Source organism: Flavobacterium sp. KACC 22763 (genome assembly GCF_028736155.1).
Taxonomy (GTDB): Bacteria; Bacteroidota; Bacteroidia; order Flavobacteriales; family Flavobacteriaceae; genus Flavobacterium.
In genome coordinates this window covers 3,551,198-3,572,083 of the sequence record NZ_CP117879.1, presented here as the reverse complement: position 1 = coordinate 3,572,083, position 20,886 = coordinate 3,551,198, and the positions used below count along the sequence as shown (strand labels likewise).

General features: G+C 29.7%; 19 protein-coding genes. All 19 read left to right on the top strand.

Going from position 1 to position 20,886, the window contains the following annotated elements; translation table 11 throughout:
* Positions 1 to 7: 7 nt before the first annotated feature.
* The 19 genes from PQ463_RS14740 (at position 8) to PQ463_RS14650 (ending at position 20,864) form a co-directional block, all read left to right on the top strand.
* A complete protein-coding gene (locus PQ463_RS14740; RefSeq protein WP_274254345.1) occupies positions 8 to 1,018 on the top strand; it encodes a glycosyltransferase family protein in 1,011 nt (336 codons plus the stop codon).
* Positions 1,019 to 1,405: 387 nt separating this feature from the next.
* Positions 1,406 to 2,206 (top strand): glycosyltransferase family 2 protein, encoded by an 801-nt coding sequence (locus PQ463_RS14735; protein WP_274254344.1) that lies wholly within the window; start codon positions 1,406 to 1,408, stop codon positions 2,204 to 2,206.
* Complete coding sequence (locus tag PQ463_RS14730) at positions 2,191 to 3,054, top strand: glycosyltransferase family 2 protein (RefSeq protein ID WP_274254343.1); 864 nt, start codon at positions 2,191 to 2,193, stop codon at positions 3,052 to 3,054. The genes PQ463_RS14735 and PQ463_RS14730 overlap by 16 nt, the downstream gene beginning before the upstream one ends.
* Positions 3,055 to 3,230: 176 nt before the next feature.
* Positions 3,231 to 4,115 (top strand): glycosyltransferase family A protein, encoded by an 885-nt coding sequence (locus PQ463_RS14725; RefSeq protein ID WP_443135186.1) that lies wholly within the window; start codon positions 3,231 to 3,233, stop codon positions 4,113 to 4,115.
* A gap of 5 nt (positions 4,116 to 4,120) precedes the next feature.
* Entirely contained in the window at positions 4,121 to 5,236 is a 1,116-nt protein-coding gene (locus PQ463_RS14720; protein ID WP_274254341.1) for a glycosyltransferase family 4 protein, read from the top strand.
* On the top strand, positions 5,233 to 6,294 hold the full coding sequence (locus tag PQ463_RS14715; protein WP_274254340.1) for an acyltransferase family protein: 1,062 nt from the start codon (positions 5,233 to 5,235) through the stop codon (positions 6,292 to 6,294). The genes PQ463_RS14720 and PQ463_RS14715 overlap by 4 nt, the downstream gene beginning before the upstream one ends.
* A gap of 23 nt (positions 6,295 to 6,317) precedes the next feature.
* The gene (locus PQ463_RS14710; protein WP_274254338.1) at positions 6,318 to 7,364 is read left to right on the top strand and encodes an N-acetylneuraminate synthase family protein; all 1,047 of its coding nucleotides are present in this window, start codon (positions 6,318 to 6,320) and stop codon (positions 7,362 to 7,364) included.
* 93 nt (positions 7,365 to 7,457) lie between these two features.
* Entirely contained in the window at positions 7,458 to 8,615 is a 1,158-nt protein-coding gene (gene neuC / locus PQ463_RS14705; RefSeq protein ID WP_274254336.1) for a UDP-N-acetylglucosamine 2-epimerase, read from the top strand.
* 1 nt (position 8,616) lies between these two features.
* Complete coding sequence (locus PQ463_RS14700) at positions 8,617 to 9,315, top strand: acylneuraminate cytidylyltransferase family protein (protein ID WP_274254334.1); 699 nt, start codon at positions 8,617 to 8,619, stop codon at positions 9,313 to 9,315.
* 130 nt (positions 9,316 to 9,445) lie between these two features.
* Positions 9,446 to 10,879 (top strand): MBOAT family O-acyltransferase, encoded by a 1,434-nt coding sequence (locus tag PQ463_RS14695; protein ID WP_274254333.1) that lies wholly within the window; start codon positions 9,446 to 9,448, stop codon positions 10,877 to 10,879.
* Positions 10,879 to 11,763: a hypothetical protein gene (locus PQ463_RS14690; protein ID WP_274254332.1), complete on the top strand. Its 885-nt coding sequence runs from the start codon at positions 10,879 to 10,881 to the stop codon at positions 11,761 to 11,763. Before PQ463_RS14695 ends, PQ463_RS14690 begins: the two co-directional genes overlap by 1 nt.
* Position 11,764: 1 nt before the next feature.
* The gene (locus tag PQ463_RS14685) at positions 11,765 to 13,162 is read left to right on the top strand and encodes an MGDG synthase family glycosyltransferase (RefSeq protein WP_274254331.1); all 1,398 of its coding nucleotides are present in this window, start codon (positions 11,765 to 11,767) and stop codon (positions 13,160 to 13,162) included.
* A gap of 4 nt (positions 13,163 to 13,166) precedes the next feature.
* Positions 13,167 to 13,817 carry a CatB-related O-acetyltransferase gene (locus tag PQ463_RS14680; RefSeq protein WP_274254330.1) on the top strand — a complete coding sequence of 217 codons (651 nt, stop codon included), beginning with the start codon at positions 13,167 to 13,169 and terminating at the stop codon, positions 13,815 to 13,817.
* Entirely contained in the window at positions 13,817 to 14,971 is a 1,155-nt protein-coding gene (locus tag PQ463_RS14675; protein WP_274254329.1) for a glycosyltransferase family 4 protein, read from the top strand. The genes PQ463_RS14680 and PQ463_RS14675 overlap by 1 nt, the downstream gene beginning before the upstream one ends.
* Positions 14,972 to 14,978: 7 nt before the next feature.
* Positions 14,979 to 16,070 (top strand): glycosyltransferase, encoded by a 1,092-nt coding sequence (locus PQ463_RS14670; protein WP_274254328.1) that lies wholly within the window; start codon positions 14,979 to 14,981, stop codon positions 16,068 to 16,070.
* 25 nt (positions 16,071 to 16,095) lie between these two features.
* The gene (locus PQ463_RS14665; protein WP_274254327.1) at positions 16,096 to 17,193 is read left to right on the top strand and encodes a glycosyltransferase family 4 protein; all 1,098 of its coding nucleotides are present in this window, start codon (positions 16,096 to 16,098) and stop codon (positions 17,191 to 17,193) included.
* A 100-nt stretch (positions 17,194 to 17,293) separates the two neighbouring features.
* Positions 17,294 to 18,412 carry a glycosyltransferase gene (locus PQ463_RS14660; RefSeq protein ID WP_274254326.1) on the top strand — a complete coding sequence of 373 codons (1,119 nt, stop codon included), beginning with the start codon at positions 17,294 to 17,296 and terminating at the stop codon, positions 18,410 to 18,412.
* Positions 18,409 to 19,521 (top strand): glycosyltransferase, encoded by a 1,113-nt coding sequence (locus PQ463_RS14655; RefSeq protein ID WP_274254325.1) that lies wholly within the window; start codon positions 18,409 to 18,411, stop codon positions 19,519 to 19,521. The genes PQ463_RS14660 and PQ463_RS14655 overlap by 4 nt, the downstream gene beginning before the upstream one ends.
* The gene (locus PQ463_RS14650) at positions 19,518 to 20,864 is read left to right on the top strand and encodes an O-antigen ligase family protein (protein ID WP_274254324.1); all 1,347 of its coding nucleotides are present in this window, start codon (positions 19,518 to 19,520) and stop codon (positions 20,862 to 20,864) included. The genes PQ463_RS14655 and PQ463_RS14650 overlap by 4 nt, the downstream gene beginning before the upstream one ends.
* The last annotated feature ends 22 nt before the right edge of the window (positions 20,865 to 20,886 follow it).

Here is a 20,886-nt window from a genome sequence, read left to right as displayed (position 1 = left end):
GTAATTTATGAAAATTGCATTTACTATTTGTTCTAATAATTATCTTGCGCAAGCTAAAATATTAGGAGATTCTTTGTTCGAAAAAAATCCAGATTATAAGTTTATAATTGGTCTGTGTGATCAATTATCGAATGATATTGATTATTCTTTTTTTGAGGGTATTGAAATTATTCCTGTCTCTCAAATTGAAATTTATTGTTTTGATGAAATAATAAAAAAATATAATATAATTGAATTAAATACGTCAATTAAGCCTTCATTTTTTAAGTATTTAATAAGTAGATATAAAGAGCTCGAAACTATTATCTATTTTGATCCGGATATACAGATTTTTAACAAATTAGATTTGTTAGAAAAATACTTAGAAAAGAATGATATTTTAATTACACCCCATATTTTAACTCCAATAAGCGTTGATGATTTTTCTCCTTCGGAAAGTTTATTCTTAAATTATGGAATTTATAATTTAGGATTTTTGGCTTTAAATGCTAAAAGCCAAAATTCAATTAGCTTGCTTAATTGGTGGGAAGAAAAAACATTGAAAATTGGTTTTGACAGAGTTTCAGAAGGGTTATTTGTAGATCAATTATGGATTAATTTAGTGCCAATATTTTTTAAGAATGTCAAGATTTTAAGAGAGTATGGGTTTAATGTTGCGCCTTGGAATTTGCACGAAAGAAATTTAATTCAAAAAAATAATGAGCAATATATTATGCAAGATGATTCTCATTTAGTATTCTATCATTTTAGTTCTTATAATTATACAAAACCAGAATTAATTTCGAAGGGTTATAATAGATATAATACTGTTACATTAACAAATGAAATAAATCAATTATATAGTCAATACCATAATAAATTAATAGAAAATAAGATTTGTTTTTTTTCAAAAATTAAATGTCATTATATTAAAACGGAGGACAAGGTTGTTAAAAAAAAGAGTTTTTATAAAGTTATATTGGATAATGTGTTGCCTCCTTTTATTAGTAAGGTATGGAATATCATTAAGCGTTCATAATGGAATAGGATTATTTAGTTAAATAAAAGAGGGTTTGCAGTTTCCTTTGAAAATGAATCTCAGTAATGGTTAAAACTGAAAAATGTTGAACGAAGCTTTCCTGAATTTAGCGCAAAAAGATTTAATCAGAAACAAGATGGGCTTGTTCCTGAAATATAAAATAATTGATATTTAAGACTCAAGTAGTTCATCTTTTAATATTAAAGAAAATGTTATTGAAATTACCTGAAGTGCTTTTAAATTATTCCAATAGGCTGAAGGCACAAATCTATTAGGGAATTATTTGTTTGATTAATACATGAAGGATAAAATTTAAAAATGAATAAAAAAGTTATTGATTAAGTAATATTTCTTCAAAATCAGTTAATTTATTATTTGAATTAAAAAATGGATAACGATAAAAAATCTTTTCTCTCAATAATTACAATTAATTACAATAATAAAATAGGTTTAGAAAAGACTATTCAATCTGTAATATCACAAACATTTAAGGATATTGAATATATTGTAATTGATGGAGGCAGTAAAGATGGTAGTAAAGAATATATAGAAACGCAAAAAGATTTTATTTATTATTGGATTAGTGAACCTGATAAGGGGATTTTTAACGCTATGAATAAGGGTATTGAAGTATCTAGTGGCGAATATTTGTTGTTTTTAAATAGTGGAGACTCTTTAAACCTGAATACTTCTTTAGATGATTTTATAAATCATGAGGGTTTTCATGGTGATATCGTCTACGGGGATTATAAGTTTGAGAATGGACAAAAAATTTTCCCGGATTATTTAACGCCATTTTTTTTTGTTCGTACATCTTTGCCGCATCAAAGTACATTTTTTAGAAGGAAGGTTTTTGATGAAATGGGTTTTTATAATGAAAAATATAAAATAGTTTCGGATAGGGAATTTTTTATAAAATGTTTTTTAAGGAATAGATTTACTTTTACCCACATTAATTATTTACTAACACTTTACGATTTATCAGGAATAAGTAATAATTCTTTGCATAAAGAAGAACAGGCATCAGAAAATGAAAGGATGTTTCGAGAAAATTATGGAATATTTTATGAAGATTATAAAAATATGATTTGTTTGCAAAGAGAACTCAATCAAGTTAAAAAGCAAACAATTTCTGGTATCATAAAACGTGTACTAAATAAGTTAAAAAATATATGTCAAATCCGTTAGTAAGCGTAGTCATACCAACATATAACCGCAACATTTATCTTGAAGAAGCGATAAGAAGTGTTTCATTGCAGACTTATAATAATATTGAGATTCTGGTTATTGATGATGGTTCCAAGATTAATTATGCAGAATCAATATGTTCCAATTATTCAAATTGTTTCTATTTTTATAAAAATAACGGAGGATTATCATCTGCTAGAAATTACGGTATTAGTTTAGCAAAGGGAGAGTTCATTGCTTTTTTGGATGATGATGATTTTTGGGGAAATTCAAAAATTGAAAAACAAATAAAAATATTATTAGAGAATCCTTCAATAGACTGTGTTCATTCTTCAGCTGAAGTTGTCGATGAAAATGGAAAACATACAGGAAAATATTATGGAGCTTCTCCTAATAAGGTTCAAAAAAGATCAGGTTATGTTTTTTGGAATGCATTGTGCGCATGGGTAATAAAATCTCCCACACCTTTAATCCGAAAAAAAGTATTTCAACAGGATTTAATGTTTGATGAAACAATAAAAGCAGGAGAAGATATCGATTTTTATCAACGTATGTTTTTTAGGCATAAAGTGGGATATATAAATGAGGCCTTAGCTTTCTATAGAGAATACAATAATGACGGAAGACTATCTTTACAACAGGAGAAATATAGAGGAATAGAGAAAAAAATGTTGACAAATTTTAAGGATATGGGGATTAAAAATCCTATTATCTTGTATTTTATAGCGATGAGATTATTGAAAAGTGCTATAAGAAGACATAATAATTTATCTCCTAAGCAGATTGTAATTAACAATAAATTTGATTTTTATTTTAGACCAAGCTATTGTTTAAAAAAGATGTTTTAAAAAGATTCAAAATTTTAATAACAAATTTAGAATAGGATATTATGCGGATAGGTTTTAATCCAAATAAAGACGTACATAAAAGTACAAGTGTTTTTTTTCATCAGGTTGTTATCCCTATCTATATACCAAATTTTAATGGATATTTTAGAGAAAGTTTTCAGATTCTAAAATATTGCTTGGAATCTTTATTAAAGACGACCCATTCTAAAACATTTATAACTTTAGTTAATAATGGAAGCTGTGGTGATGTAGCTGATTATCTAGAAGAATTGTACCGAAATGGAAAGATACACGAAATCATTCATACCACTAATGTCGGAAAGCTTAATGCTGTCTTAAAAGGTATCTCTGGCCATGATTTTTCGCTCATAACAGTGTCAGATAGCGATGTTCTTTTTTTAAATGATTGGCAGAAAGAAACCTATAAAGTGTTTGAAAACTTTCCTAAAACCGGAGCAGTTTGTCCAACCCCTTCTTCACGTTCTCTCAAAAATTATACATCTAATATTTGGTTTGAATTGTTTTTTTCAAAATCACTTTTTTTTTCAAAAGTTAAGAATCCAAAGGCTTTAAAAGTGTTTGCTGAAAGTGTTGGGAATCCTGAATTTTATAATGAAATACATCTCGAAAAGTATCTTACGGTTTCTAATAAAAATAGTGTGGCAGTAGTTGGAGCAGGGCATTTTGTGACGACTTATAGAAAAGAAGTTTTTGAAAAAAATAATTTGAAATATTCAGATTTCGTCCTTGGAGGAGAAAGTGAGAAGAAATTGTTAGATTTACCAGTCATTAAAAAAGGAATGTGGAGACTTTCTACAGAAGATAACTTTGCATATCATTTGGGAAATGTAGAAGAACAATGGATGAAAGAAGCTTTGGATACGTTAAAATCGAATAATTATGTTATTGAAAAACCAATTATTTTGAAAAATATTAGATCCTCAAAATTTGGATTTTTTATAAAAAATATAATGTTTTCAAGAATCATTACACAAAAAAAAATTTGGAGATATTGTATAAAGTATAAAGGACTTTCAAGCGTAGAGGCCGTAAAATATTAATAAAAATGAACGATTCAATAAAAGTTATTCTAATATCGCAAATCCCTCTTCCTTATTCAAAAATAGGAAGTTGGTCGACATTGTATAATAATTATCTAGAAAACGATCATAAAATAGATTATATTGTTTGCCCTGAGACAAATAAAAAGTATAATTCAATACAATATCATTTTGTTAAGGAAACTTTTTTGGATAGGCTACTGCAAAGAGTATTTAAACGTAAAAATCAGCAATATCTAAGGGCTCTAGATAGGATTATTCAACCAAATGAGAAATACATAATCCAGATTATTGATAATTATGGAATGGTGAAACCTGTTTATGATTATTTAATTTCTAAAAAAGTTTTAATCAATTGCTACATTCATTTTTTTTATCATGGATTCTCTCCATACATTAAAACAAGTTCTGGAATTAATTTTTATGATGTTATTGATGAATTGATCGTTTTAACTTATGAAAGTTATAGAGAACACAAAAAAATAATTAATGTTTTACCCTGTCGTTTTTCTGTTCTCCATAACGGTATAGATACAACGAAGTTTAAGAAAGCATCTGTTTTAGAAAGAGAAGATCTAAGAAAAAAATTTGATGTAGATAATAAAAAAGTCTTTGTTTGGTGTTCGCAAGACCGGCCGAAGAAAGGATTACATATTATTTTAGAAGCATGGGCAAATATTTATAATTCTCACAAGAATATTGTTCTGCTAGTTATAGGATGTGAAAGAAGGGACGAAATTGAAGGCGTTAAGTTTTTAGGAAAAATGCCAAATGATGAATTATCAAAATACCTTAAAGCATCAGACTGTTATCTTTTTTCAACACTTTGTCAGGAAGGTTTTGGACTCAGTTTAATTGAAGCCTTGCACTGTGGTAATTATTGTATAGCATCGGCAATGGGAGGGGTGCCAGAAGTTTTGCAGTATGGAAAACTGGGTAAATTAATTGAAAATCCGCATTTTGTTTCGGAATGGATAGATGCAATAAATGATTATTTAGAAAATAAGTTTGAAATTTCAGAAATAAATGAAGATTTGTATTCAATCACGTCATGGAGAAATGGGATGAATCAAATTATTGAAAAAGCAAAAAAACGATTAGAAATGCATATAAACAAATGAGAATAGAACAATTGACTTTTACACGTTTTTTAGCAGCAATCTCAATAGTTATATTTCACTATGCCAAAAAGAGTTTTCTGTTTAATAATAAATATGTAAACTTTATATTTAGTAATGCAGATGTATGTGTGAGTTATTTTTTTATTTTGTCTGGATTTGTAATGATGGTTGCGTATGCAAAAAGAACGGAAATTTCTGCTAAAGAATATTTTATAAATAGATTTGCCAGAATCTATCCAGTTTATTTTTTGGCTCTTTTGATTATGTTTTTGTTACAAGCCCATATACAAAATTTAGATGTTTTAGGGTTGGTTTTAAATGTTTTTTTGATTCAAGCTTGGGTTTCTGGGAAGATCTTGAGTGTTAATCCTCCTGGTTGGTCATTGTCGGTAGAATTTATTTTTTATGCAATTTTTCCTTTTTTGTTTAATCAAGGTTTTAGGAAAATGAAGCTGAAAAGAATATTTTTGTACATCATTTTATTTTGGATTTTAAGTCAGATTATTTTTCAATTACTGTATCTAGGATATATTGAAATAGATAAATTTGCAATTACAAGAGATTTTATAATGTATAATCCATTATTGCATATTAATGAATTTTTGGTTGGAACTTTGGCAGGTTTTCTTTTTACTGAAAAATTAAAATCAAGAGTAGGGAATTATGATTTTTTAATTTTAGCTTTTGTAGTTCTGATAATTTTAGCTTTAAAGTTTTCAATGAATTTAAGTTTTCACAATGGATTGTTGGCTGTGTTTTTTATTCCTTTAATAATTTTACTTTCCTTAAATAATGGTTGGATAACAAAATTGTTTCAAAAAAAAGCATTCGTATTTTTAGGTGAAATTAGTTTTGGAATTTATATCCTTCAGCATCCTGTTTTTAGTGTTATCAGCAGTTACTCTGTTAAAAAATATTTACACATGACAGATATGACAATGGTTTTCTTTTTAAGATTAATTCTTTTAATAATTACAGCATCAGTCTCATATCTATATATAGAAAAACCAATTCAAAATTTAATTAAAGCTAGGAGGGTTAAACTTTTGAGAGTTTAAAATTTAGTTGAAAAAAAATAACCATGAGTACTTATTTTAAAATTTCAGATCGTAAAATAGGACAAGATTATAAACCATTCCTAATTGCCGAAATAGGTCAAGCACATGAGGGGAGTTTAGGTATCTTGTATTCTTATATCGATGCTATTGCACAAACAGGGGTTGATGCTGTGAAATTTCAAATGCATATTGCCGAAGCTGAAAGTAGCGAGCATGAACCTTTTCGGGTAAAATTTTCATTAGAGGATAAATCGAGGTTTGATTATTGGAAACGAATGGGATTTTCTTTAGAACAATGGAAAGATATAAAAATGTATTGTGATAATTTAGGATTGGAATTTATTTGCTCCCCATTTAGTAATTTGGCTGTTGATTGGCTGGAAGAAATAGGTGTCAATTCATATAAAATTGGCTCAGGCGAAGTGAACAATTTTTTGATTTTAGAAAAGATTGCCCGTACAGGAAAACCTCTAATTTTATCATCTGGGATGAGTTCTTATGGAGAATTAGACAAAACAGTTTTATTTTTAGAGGAAAGAAATGTTGATTTTTCTATTTTACAATGTACAACTGCATATCCAACTCAACCGAATCAATACGGTTTGAATGTAATACAAGAATTGAAGAATCGTTATAATGTTCCGATTGGTTTTTCCGATCATTCAGCAAAAATAGAAACATGTATAGCTGCGACTTCTTTGGGAGCAAGTATTTTGGAGTTTCATGTTGTTTTTGATAGGGCAATTTTTGGACCTGATTCAAAATCTTCATTAACTATTTCAGAAACAAAAGAATTAGTGGCGGCAGTAAGAAATATTGCGTGCGCAATGTCTAACCCTATTGATAAAAATGATAATCAAAATTTTTCTTCGTTAAAACAAATTTTTGAAAAATCTTTGGCTGTAAATAAAGATTTATCTAAAAATCATGTTTTGACTTTTGATGATCTAGAATCTAAAAAGCCAAAAGGTTTTGGAATAGATGCTTCAAAATTTAAAGAAGTAATCGGAAAAACTTTAAATAAAGATTTAAAAAAATGGGATTTTTTAAATGAATTTGATTTATTCTAAGATGATTTTTTTGTTTTGAAAGGTGAGCAAAATAATATCTTTATCTGATCCTTTTTTACCTACATTTATCCCAAAGTATTATTAAAATTAAAAATGCAAAAACGAAAAATAGCTGTAGTTATCACAGCTCGTCCTTCTTATAGTCGTGTAAAAACTGTACTATCAGCAATTCAGGAACACTCAAATCTAGAATTGCAATTGGTTGTTGCAGCTTCAGCATTATTAGACCGATACGGATCTGCTGTAAATTATATTGAAAAAGATGGTTTTACTATTGCGGCAAAAGTATTTAATGTGTTGGAAGGAGAAAATCTTACAGCAGCAGCAAAAACTACTGGAATTGGTATTTTAGAATTATCTACCGTTTTTGATAATTTGAAACCAGATATCGTGGTAACTGTCGCAGATCGATTTGAGACAATGGCAACTGCAATCGCTGCCTCTTATATGAATATTCCTTTAGCACATATTCAGGGTGGAGAAGTAACTGGAAATATCGATGAAAAAGTACGCCATGCAATTACAAAATTAGCAGATTACCATTTCGTAGCTTCTGAAAGTGCTAAAGAGAGAGTTATAAAGTTGGGTGAAGAATCAGAAATGGTTTTTAATACTGGATGTCCCTCAATTGATTTAGCGTCAGAAATAATTAATAGCAAAACGCTTCCATTTGATCCCTATGAGAAGTATGGTGGTGTGGGAGCAAGCCCCGATTTAAGCAATGGTTATCTGGTTGTTATGCAGCATCCGGTTACAACTGAATATAAAGATTCTAGAAAACATATAGAAGTTACACTTGAAGCTATTTACAAATTAAATAAGCCTACACTGTGGTTTTGGCCAAATGTAGATGCTGGAGCAGACGGAACTTCTACAGGAATCCGCGCCTTTAGAGAGCAACATCAGTTACCGAATGTCCATTTTTTTAAAAATATGGAAGGGAAAGATTTTTTGCAATTACTGAAGCATAGTGATTGCCTAATCGGAAATTCAAGTGTTGGAATTCGTGAATGTGCTTTTTTAGGAATTCCTGTTGTTAACATTGGTTCTCGTCAAAATAGAAGAGATAGAGGAGGAAATAGTGTCGATGTAAATTATTCGCAATTGGAAATAGAAAATGCAATTATAGCTTCTATTCGAAAAGGAAAAGTCGACCCGTCCTTAATTTATGGGAATGGAAGTGCTGGCAAAAAAATTGGCGATTTATTAGCTACGCTGCCTTTGCAGTTTCATAAAACTATTGCTTACTAAAATGAGAATCTTAGCGATTATTCCAGTCCGTGGCGGTTCTAAAGGTGTACCAGGTAAAAACATCAAATTACTTAATGGCAAACCATTATTGGCTTACACCGCTGAGGTAGCTTTTGCTTCTAATTTATTAACGGAAGTGATTGTTTCATCGGAAGATGAAAAAATTATCGAGGTTGCAAAAGGTTTAGGGATTAAAGTGCCATTTGTTAGGCCTACATCATTGGCAGAAGATAATACACCCACTATTGATGTTGTTGTAGATATATTAAATTGTTACAAGAAACAATCCATTTTTTTTGATGCTGTTTGTCTTTTGCAAGTAACATGTCCTTTCAGAACAGTCGAATTTCTAGATAAAGCAATTGAAAGATTTGTAGCGAAAGATACAGATTCTTTAGTTTCAGTACTCAAAGTGCCACATGTTTATAATCCGCATTGGACATTTGAAGAAGATGATAAAGGAAATCTTAAAAATGCTACTGGTGACAGTAAAATAATCAGTCGACGACAAGAATTACCAACTACTTATCATAGAGACGGAAGTATTTATATTACGAAATCGGAAGTTTTACTTGAGCAGCATTCCTTGTACGGAAAAAGTATTGCATTTATCGAGTCAGATCCTGAATTTTATATTAATATTGATACACTCGCTGATTGGAAAAAAGCTGAAGAAATTGTTCATCAGAAAATGAAATAATTGGATTTTAAAAAACATCAATAAATCGTGATCCTATTAAAGATGTTGAATGCGAAATTTTAAATCTTTTTTAAAGAATAATCCCTTCCTTTGCGCTTTCTTAATAAAATGAAAATTATTATAACCCTATATGTTTTTTAACTCTATAGCTTTTGCTATTTTTCTGCCAATCGTTTTCTTTCTATATTGGTTTGTTTTTAATAAAAACAAAAGCACGCAAAATGCATTGTTAATTGTTGCGAGCTATTATTTCTACTCATGCTGGGATTGGAGATTTTTATTTTTATTGGTTTTTTCAACTTTTCTGGATTACTATACAGGAATTCAAATTGAAAAAGGAAAATCTGAGAAAAGTCGAAATTTTTGGTTTTGGCTCAGTATCACAGTGAATCTTGGGTTTTTAGGGGTATTTAAATATTATAATTTCTTCGCTTCTTCTTTCGCAGAATTATTAACTTCAGCTGGATTTAAAGCAAGTCCTCTTTTATTGAATGTAATTCTTCCGGTTGGAATTTCATTTTATACATTTCACGGACTTTCGTATGTCATTGATATTTATTTCAAAAGAATAAAAGCTGAATACAATTTTGTAGATTATTCTTTATTTGTAAGCTATTTTCCACTTCTCGTTGCTGGACCTATAGAGAGAGCAACACATTTATTGCCTCAGGTTAAAGTAAAAAGAGAATTTGATTTTCAAACAGCGAAAGAAGGTGTTTATCAAATCATTTGGGGATTAGTAAAAAAAGTGGTTATCGCAGATACTTGTGCACCTTATGCGAATGCCATTTTTGATAATTACACTTCGATGAATTCTTTCTCACTTATTGTAGGAGCAATTTACTTCGCTTTTCAGATTTATGGAGATTTCTCAGGATATTCAGATATTGCTTTAGGAGTTTCAAAATTATTCGGTTTAGATCTGTTAAGGAATTTTAATTATCCCTATTTTTCGAGAGATATTGCAGAGTTTTGGCGCCGCTGGCATATTTCGCTTTCGTCATGGTTTCGAGACTATTTATATATACCATTGGGAGGGAGCAAAGGCGGGCTCTGGATGAAAATTAGAAATACCTTTATAATTTTTGTGGTCAGTGGTTTTTGGCATGGAGCAAATTGGACATATATTGCATGGGGATTTATAAATGCAGTCTACTTTCTGCCCTTACTTTTATCAAACAGCAATCGAAACAATATGGATACCATTCAATTGAAATTCAATTTTGATTCGATAAAAGTATTTGCCAGTATATTATACACATTCGTATTGACTTGCATCGCTTGGGTCTTTTTTAGAGCAAGAACAATAACAGATGCAATTTCATATCTAAAACGCATTATAACAAGTAAAGATTTCAGCTTTCAGTATCTCGATAATGAACGTTATAGTTATGAGCTGTTATTGATAATTGGGGTGTTTGTTTTAATCGAATGGAATAATCGTTCAAAAATAGAACCGCTTTCAGGAAAAATGAGCCTTTTAAAAACAGCTTTAGCCATTTTAGCGATAATGGCTTTTGGAACTTTCTCAGATTATAAAGAATTTATATACTTTCAGTTTTAATGAAGAAATTTTTAATTTATACAGCTACGATTGTTATAATGACTGTGTTAATAGCATTTCTATTAGACGGAATCTATACCTATGCCTTTATGCAATCTAATAAAAGAGGAAAAATTGAGAAAGTTTTCAATTCTGACGCTAAAAAGTACGATGTTGTGATTCTAGGGTCTTCGAGAGCAAACAATCATTTTGTAGCTCAAATGTTTGAAGACAAAGGGCTAGAAACATTTAATTATGGAATGAGTGGAGGACATTTGTTCGAAGCTTCCTTAATGCTAAAATTAATGATTGAAAGAAAATATGAGATAAAAAATGTTATCCTTGAGGCTGACTTAAATCTTTCTAATGATCATCAAGCGGAAGGAATTTCAGCCAGATTCTTGCCATACATTCATAACTCAGAAATTATAAAAGATCATTTCTCTAGTGAATCAGATTTTAATGAGCTGTACTATGTTCCTTTTTATAGATATATCAAATACGACAGTAAGATCGGATTTAGAGAGATTTTTTTCATTTCTATTGGTAGAAAAACAAATGCTCAAGATAATTTAGGATATTATCCTCTTGAAAAGCATAAAAATGGCAATATGAAAAATAATATTGTCAATTTGAACCCGTTAAATCGGAACAAATATTATGAAGAGATTAGAAACATCTGCAAAGAACATCATATAAATTTTATTCCAGTAATGACTCCTATTTGTGAAAATACTGCTGGAATGAATTATTTTGAAAAGGTTAAAAAAATCTATCCAGAAATTCATAACTATGAAGATGTAGTGGTAGAAGATAAATACTTTTCAACTTGTGGACACATGAACGATGCAGGGGCTAAGATTTTTACAGCAAGGATATTAAAAGATTTTTTCGCAAGAGAATAAAATGAAAAAAGATAAGGTTTTATTATTGTTCCCAGACGGAGTTGGAATTCGAAACTATTTGTATTCAAATGTTTTTAATAATTTGGATACAGATTTGATTCTCTATCATAACTTTGATCCTGAAACAATTGATGTTATAAAGCAAAACATTTCATTAAGTCAAGAAATTTTGATTCCAAAATATCAGGAATCCTTAAAAGAGAAATTTTGGAGAGAGTTAATCTGTCTTTCAAGGCTATATTATAATAATTCAAAAGTAAATAATCCAACTTTGTTAAAGAATTGGAATTGGAATCATAAAACATTTTCAAAGAAAATATTTTATAAAGTAATTGAGTTCTTAGCTCCATTTTTTAAACAGTATTCTAGTATTATAAATTTGGAAAAAAAATACCAGAAAGCTATTCGTAAAAACCCTTTTTATTATGAGGTAAAAGCTTTCTTAGAAAAGTCTCAACCCGATATAGTCTTTTGCTCACATCAAAGAGCATTAAAAGCGGCGCCAATCTTTGCTGCGGCAACAGATTTAAAAATCAAAACTACAACTGTAATTTATTCATGGGACAATTTGCCAAAGGCTAGAATGGCTTTGTGGGCAGATAATTATTTCGTTTGGTCAGAATACATGAAGGACGAGTTGAATTTATATTATCCTGAAATTAACTCAAATCAGATTAGTGTTACAGGAACTCCACAGTTTGAATTTTATGAAGACAATGCTAATATTATTAGTAAAGAAGTTTTTTATAATACTTATAATTTAAATCTTGATAAGAAAATCATTTGTTTTTCTGGCGACGATACAAAAACCTCTCCGGATGATCCAAAATATTTGAAAGATATTGCAGAAGAAATTACAAAAGCAGATTTGCAACATGAATATCAGATCTTATTGAGACGATGCCCAGTTGATTTTTCGGAAAGATTTGATAATGTTGTAAGTCAGTATAAAGATTTAATTAAAGAAGCACCACCTTTATGGTATTTCAGTAAATCTAACGAATGGAATTCTGTTTATCCAACCCTGGAAGATGTTAAACTATTAGTCAGTACAGCATTTTATTGTGATATTGTCGTAAATGTTGGTTCTACAATGGCTTTTGATTTTGGGATGTTCGATAAGCCTTGTGTTTTCATTAATTATGATCAGGAAAAAAAAACAGTTGATGATTGGTCAGTAAAAACAATTTACAATTATCAGCACTTCCGAAGCATGCCAAATGCAGATGCAGTTATTTGGTTGAATAGAAAAGAGGAAATCGTTGATAAGATTGTTTTTAAAAGAGGATGGAAATCATTTGAGCCTTTGAAAAAATGGTCTGAAATTTTAATCGGAAAAAATAATGATAAGGCATCTATTAATATTTCTAATGTGCTAGAGAAATTTTATAAAGAGTAATGTTATGATCAATACTATAAGAAAAATGTTTTGGCGTTTCTTAGGAATAAACTATTATGATTATTTAAAAGGAAGACGTCATGTTTATCTAAAAGATGCGAAGTGGGCAGACATAGGGAGTAAGACTTATGATAATGGAGCCTTTGTTTGGAAATGGTTTAACGGCTCTTCATTACATATAGGTAAATATTGTTCTATTGCAAACGATGTGAACTTTGTATGTGATTCGGGTTATCACACCGAAAGTCAAATTACATCATTCCCTTTATTTCATGAAATTTTAGAAAAAGATGACAATGTAATAATTAATAAGACTTCATATGCTGTGAAGGAGATAACTCAACAACTAAAGCCTTTAAAAAGTGGTATTATTGTGGGTAATGATGTTTGGATTGGAATGAATGTAACCATTTTACCTGGAGTAAAAATTGGTAATGGGGTTACAATTCTGGCGGGAGCTGTAGTTTCTGAAGATATTCCAGATTATGCTATTGTTGGTGGTGTACCGGCAAAAGTGATTCGGTTTAAACATGATAAAGATAATGTAGAGGCTCTTAATAAGATTTCTTGGTGGGATTGGTCTGAAGAAAAAGTTAAATTGAACGTAAATGATTTTTATTTGCCAGTAGATACTTTTATTAAAAAACATTCATAATGCATATCTGTTTCTTAACTAATGAATACCCTAAAGAAGGATTCCCACATGGAGGAATTGGCAGTTTTGTCAAGACATTGGCTGTAGCATTGGTAAAAAAGGGAATTAAAGTCTCTGTTGTCGGAATTAATTATACATTTGAAACTGAGGCTCAAAACATTGATGGCGTAGATGTTTATCGATTAAAGCCAAATAAAAAAAAAGGATTGACGTGGTATTTCAATTCTAAAGCAATCAATTCCAAACTTCGAGAAATTCATAAAGAAAATCCCATTCAGATTGTTGAATCTTCTGAACTAGGTCTTGCATTTATTTCCAAAATAAAAGCTGTAAAATATATTATTAGGCTTCACGGCGGACATCATTTTTTTGCCGAAAGCGAAAAAAGAAAGATTAATAAATGGAAAGGCTTTCAGGAAAAAAGATCATTTAAGAAAAGTGATGGTTTTATTGCGGTTTCACATTATGTAAAAAATCACACGGGGAAATATTTAAGTTACGATAATAAACCTATAGCTAACATAAGCAATCCTATTGATACAGAATTTTTTACTCCAATAGAAAGTAAACAGGAAAGTGAAAACAAAATTGTTTTTGCTGGCACAGTTTGCGAAAAGAAAGGGGTACGCCAATTAATCCAATCTTTTCCCTTTGTAAAAAGAGAATTTCCCAATGCAACTCTCGAAATTTATGGTAGAGATTGGTTTTTTTCAGATGGGAGCTCCTATATTAAAATGCTTAAAGAAAAAGAAATTCCGCATTTAGGCAAACTAGCAGAAGATATTCATTTCCACGGAGCTATTTCTTACAAAGATATACCGAAAGTATATTCTGAAGCTTCTGTATGTGTTTTTCCATCACATATGGAAACGCAGGGTTTGGTTGCACCTGAAGCAATGGCAATGCAGAAAGGGGTTGTTTTTACTAAATACGGACCTGGACCAGAGGCAATAGAAGATTTTGTTACGGGACTTTTGTGTGATCCATACAATCCAAAAGATATTGCAGAAAAAATTATTTGGATATTTTCAAATACTGAAAAGGTAAAAACAATGGTAGAAAAGGCTCGCGATTTTGCATATATAAAGTATGGTTTGGATGTTATCCTAACTCAGAATATTGATTTTTATAAAAACATATTTAAGAATAAATAATAGCATAATGAAAATTGGTATTTTAGTATATAGAATGCGCGGTATCGGTGGAATTGAGCGTATTACTGCTGAAAAAATTAATGCTTGGATTGAAATGTTTGGCTATGAGGTAGTTTTAATAACCAAAAATGAAACTGATTTGCCTGTTTTTTATAATATAAATGATAAATGTAAACGTTATAATCTAAATATTTCGACAAAATCGAGCGGTGGAATTAGGCAGTATATAAAAAATATACCTAAAGGAATTGAGTTATATCGACAAGTAAAAAAAATCTTGGAGTGTGAAAATATTGATGTGTTGTTTACAACAATGATTAGTATGGATTCTCTAATTATTCCTTTTATAAAAAAGGAGATACCAAAAATCGCAGAAATTCATAGATCTAATTACGCTTGCAATAATAAAGGGGGGGGTCTAAAAAATCTAATTATCAATAAATATGATAAAGTTGTTTTACTAAATAACGATGAAAAGGGGTATTACAGATTGAATAATTTGGTGGTAATACCAAATTTTATTGATCATCAGAGTTCTAAACAGAGAATATCGATAAAGAAGAACATAATAATTTATGCAGGGAGAATAGTTATAGAAAAGCAAGTGAATCACTTGGTTGATATTTGGGCTGCTTTAAACTCTAAGAATTTAGGATGGGAAGTTCATGTTTATGGAGATGGTAATATTAAGAGCCTGCGTGAAAAAATTGTCGAAAAAAAGATAGAGCAAAGTTTTAAAGTTTTTCCAGGAACTCCTGAAATAAAGGATAAAATGCAAGAGGCTAAAATTTTTGTATTAATGTCCAAATCAGAAGCTTTTCCAATGGTTTTATTGGAAGCAATGGAAGCTAAACTTCCAATTGTTTCATATGATTCTCCTCATGGGCCCAAAAATATTGTTTCCGATGGAAAGGATGGTTTTATTGTTCCTTTGAATGATAAAATAGCTTTTTCGGAAAAATTAGTTTTGCTTATGAATGATGTTCTTCTTAGAGAAAAGTTTATTGAAAATCAAGAGGTTAAACTGGGCGTTTTCTCAAAAGAAAGAGTCATGAATCAATGGAATGATTTAGTTTTAGAATTAGTGTGTAAAAATTAGAATTAGTGTATAAAAAATAGTTTGAATGAGAACAATCTTAATAGCACATAATTATACAGAAAGCTCATTTGCTTACATGAGTTATTATCTTGCTAAATCTATGGCTCTAGAGGGGAATAAAGTTATTTTCATTTCACATAAACCATTTTTCGCTAAGTCTTTTGAAGAAAAAATGGAAAATGGAAAATTACTTGTATATTCTTGGCCAACAGAAGACCGACCAGTAAAATTTAAGGATGCTCTTTGGTATTCAAAATTATTTTTAGAGCACAAGCCGGAAGTAATAATAAGTCATTTTGTAAATGTTAATATAACAGCTATCATTTCAAAACTCCTTTCATTCAATAAAGCTAAAGTTTTTCCTTATTATCACACATTATCAAATCAAATTAATAAAGACGTTTCAACTTCATCGCTTAAAAGAAATATAAAAAAGTATAGAAAACAATTGTTATACAAGTGGTTTGCTAATTTAGTTATATGTCCTTCTGAATTAGCAAAAGAAGATCTAAAACAATGTTTCTTCCGAAAAAATAGTATTAAAGTTCTTAATCCAATGAAGGATCGATTTTCAGGTAAAAGAACTTTAAATTCTTCTCCAATAATAGTTTCGTATTTGGGGCGCTTAGAGCCTTCAAAAGGAGTTGTTGAACTAATGGAAGCTTTTATAGCATATAAGAAAAAGTGTAAATCTTCGAAAATTGTATTAAATATCGCTGGTAATGGGAGTCAATATATCAAAATATTAGAACTAAGCAAAGAGCATGATTATATTAGAATTAAAGGAGCCTTGCCTTACAATGAAATAGATCAATATTTAAATAAAAGTCATTATACAATCATACCTTCTCTGATTGATAATTTACCAACGGTTGGTTTAGAATCAATGATGAACCAAACGCCTTTATTAATTTCAAATAATACTGGATTAGCAAATGAACTTGAAGATGGAGGGGATTGTTTTAAATTTGAACCAACATTTGAAGAAATGTTAATTTTGTTTCAAAGAGTAGAAAATAATAAAAATAACATTGCTATGGGGGTAAACGCGAGAAAAACATATATGGAAAAATTTGGAATTGAGGAGTATTGCAAAAAAATGAAAGAAGTAATCGAAAGTTGAATTTAGAATCGTTAAGAAGAAAAAATAAAGCAATATTGAATCATTTTTAAAACATAAATAAAGTCAAAAAAATAAACTTATAAATTTTATTACCATTTTAATGAATTTTGCAATTATTACCCATGTTTCTCATATTAAAAGCAATAATCAGTATTTTGGCTATGCTCCATATATCCGAGAAATGAATCTCTGGTTAAAAGATGTTGATGAGGTGACGATTGTAGCTCATGCAACACAAGGAAATCCGACAGCTATCGATACAGCATATGAGCATAATAATATTGATTTTTACCACGTTCCTAGTTTTAATTTTGTGAATGCTGTAAATAGTGTTAAGTCACTTTTAAAATTGCCAAAAATTTTTTGGAACATATTTTTAGCAATGAAAAATGCAGATCATATTCATTTAAGGTGTCCTGGGAATATGGGTTTGCTTGGCTGCATTGTTCAAATGTTTTTTCCTTTAAAGAAAAAAACAGCGAAATATGCTGGAAATTGGGATCCAAGGAGTAAACAACCTATAGCATATCGCTTGCAAAAATGGATATTAAGTAATACATTTCTTACTAGAAATATGCAGGTTTTAGTGTATGGTGAATGGGAAAATCAATCAAAAAACATCAAGGCTTTTTTCACGGCTACTTATTCTGAATCTGAAAAAGAGTCTCTAATGAGAGATAACAAAAGTCCCGAAACAACTTTTATTTTTGTTGGAAGTTTGGTTCTTGGAAAAAATCCAATGTATGCTATAAAACTAATTGAACAGTTAGCCAAAAAAGATATGAAAGTGTTACTTCATATTTGTGGTGAAGGACCTGAACGGACAAATTTAGAAGGTTATATAAAAAAAAAGCAACTTGAAAAGTTTGTTTTTTTACAAGGGAATAAGGATAAAGAAGCACTTAAAGAATTTTACAAGAAATCTCATTTTGTTATCCTACCATCGAGAAGTGAAGGATGGCCAAAGGCAATTGCTGAAGGAATGTTTTGGGGCTGTGTTCCCTTGACAACAAGTATTTCTTGTGTTCCTTTTATGTTAAATTATGGAAAAAGGGGAGTTTTGTTAAATATGAAATTGACGGAAGATTTAATGCAAATAGAAAAATTATTGGTAAATAAAGATGATTTTTTTGAGAAAAGCGATTTTGCAGTTAAGTGGGCTCAAAACTATACAACAGATTTGTTCGCAATAGAAATTAAAAATTTGCTAACAAAATGAGGGTGCTACAAATAATAGACTCTTTAGAACCAGGAGGAGCAGAAAGAATGGCAGTTAATTATGCAAATGCATTATCAAAAAAAATCGAATTCTCAGGACTCATATCAACTAGAAAGCAAGGAGTGCTTTTAGAAGAAATAGATGAAAAGGTTTCTTTTTTGTTTCTGAGAAAAGCAAAAAAGATTGATATAAAATCAATTTTAAAATTAAAGGAATACATAAAAAAGAATGGAATAAATGTGGTTCATGCTCATAGTTCTTCTTTCTTTTTAGCAATATTAGTAAAATTAATTTCACCAAAAATTGTGATTGTCTGGCATGATCACTATGGAATCTCTCAAGATTTATCAGCAAGAAAAAATTTAAGCTTAAAAATAGGGTCACTTTTTTTTGGAGGAGTCATTTCTGTAAATTTGGATTTAAAGAATTGGGCAAAAAGTTATTTGTTATGCTCAAATATTATTTATTTACCAAACTTTATTGATGAATCAACGAATAGTGATGAAAAACTAAATTTGGAAGGTTGTGAAGATAAAAGAATTGTTTGTGTAGCAAATTTACGTCCACAAAAAAACCATGAATTATTAATTGATTCGGCAAATTTAATAAAGGAAAAATATCCAGATTGGACTTTCCATGTTTTCGGAAAGGATTTTGAGGATGATTACTCTAATAAGCTGAGAAAGCTCATAGAGGATTTAAAATTACAAAAAACGATTTTCTTTTATGGAACAACAAATAATATTTCATCAGCTCTTAAACAATCACAGATTGCTGTACTGCCTTCATTGTCAGAAGGACTTCCATTAGCAATTCTAGAATACGGATTGAATAAGTTACCTGTAATAAGCACAAATGTTGGGCAGATTTCAAACGTAATTAGTTCAGATAAGGAAGGGATAATCATAGAGTCTAATAATCTTAAACAATTAGTAGCGGCAATTGAAAAACTTATTTTAGATCAGAAATATAGAGAAAATTTAGGATTAACGTTATATAATAAAATTAAATTGAATTTTATTGAAGAAAAAGTTACTGATAACTATCTTATGTGGTTAAATTCGTGTACTATTCCTGCTATTAAAAATGGCAAAAGCACCATAAAATGAAAAATAAAAAGAGATCATTGTCATATACCTTTCTTGTTTTGATTCATGTAATCATAGGATTGGTTATTTTTATTTTGCCATTTTTATCTAAAATTTATGCACTTTTAATTCCTATCATAGGGCTTTCGATTGTTATTCGAAATCAGAATCGAAATAATGAAGTAATTTATGTGGCAGCATATCTCGTAGGAGTAGAGGTTTTTTTGAGAATGACTGGTGGTAATTTTAATAACGAATATGTAAAATTTCTCGTCATTTTTTTTATGATAATTGGGATGTTCTATAGTAATTTCTCAATAAGATCATTTTTATATGTTGTTTTTCTGCTTTTATTAATTCCGGGAATTTTAGTTGCAGCTTCTGTCGAAAATCTTGGTTTTGATCTTAAAAAGGCTGTAGCTTTTAACTTGTCAGGTTCGTTTTGTTTAGCGATTGCTTCTATGTATATGTACAAAAAAAAGCTATTGTTCCCAAAATTGCAAAATGTAATAATAGCAATGGGTCTTCCAATTATTTCAACAGTTGTTTACTTGTTTTTATATAATCCTAGTGTGAGAGATGTAGTAACAGGAACTCAATCTAATTTTGAAACTTCAGGGGGATTCGGTCCTAATCAAGTATCTACAATTTTAGGATTGGGAATATTTGTTTTTTTTTCGCAATTGGTTCTTTTTTCAAAAACAAAAAAAGAAATAATACTAAATACTATTTTATTAATAGCAGTAAGTTATCGAGGTATTGCGACATTTTCACGAGGAGGAGTAATAACGGGAGTTGTAATGATTCTTTGTGTGCTGCTTTTGCTTTTTTCTTTTTCAAATGATCGAGGCAGAAGGAAAATTGCCTTGGTTTTTTTATTAGTAGGAGTTCTCGGCATAGGAATATTCTCGTATGCCTCTTTACAAACTTATGGGCTTATTGAAAAAAGATATGCAAATCAAGATGCTAAAGGGAGAATAAAAAAAGATCGATTAGGAGGAAGAGAGGCTGTTATTGATACAGATTTAAAACTGTTTGTAGATAATCCAATTTTGGGTATTGGAGTAGGAATGGGAAAAGAAATTAGAAAAGAATCTTTAGGGCAAGCAGTAGCAGCTCACAGCGAGATTTCACGTTTACTCAGCGAACATGGATTATTTGGTATATTTAGTTTTCTTATTTTACTTTTTGCGCCTTTTGCTGTTTATATAAATAATAGAGAGCATATATATTTTTTCTCTTTTTTTCTCTTTTGGCTATTAACAATAAATCATGCGGCAATGCGAATTGCGGCTCCTGCTTTTGTGTATGCATTATGTCTTCTTTCTGTGCAACTAAAAATTCCTGAAGAAACAGAAAATTAATAGATTAGTTATATTTTTTTAC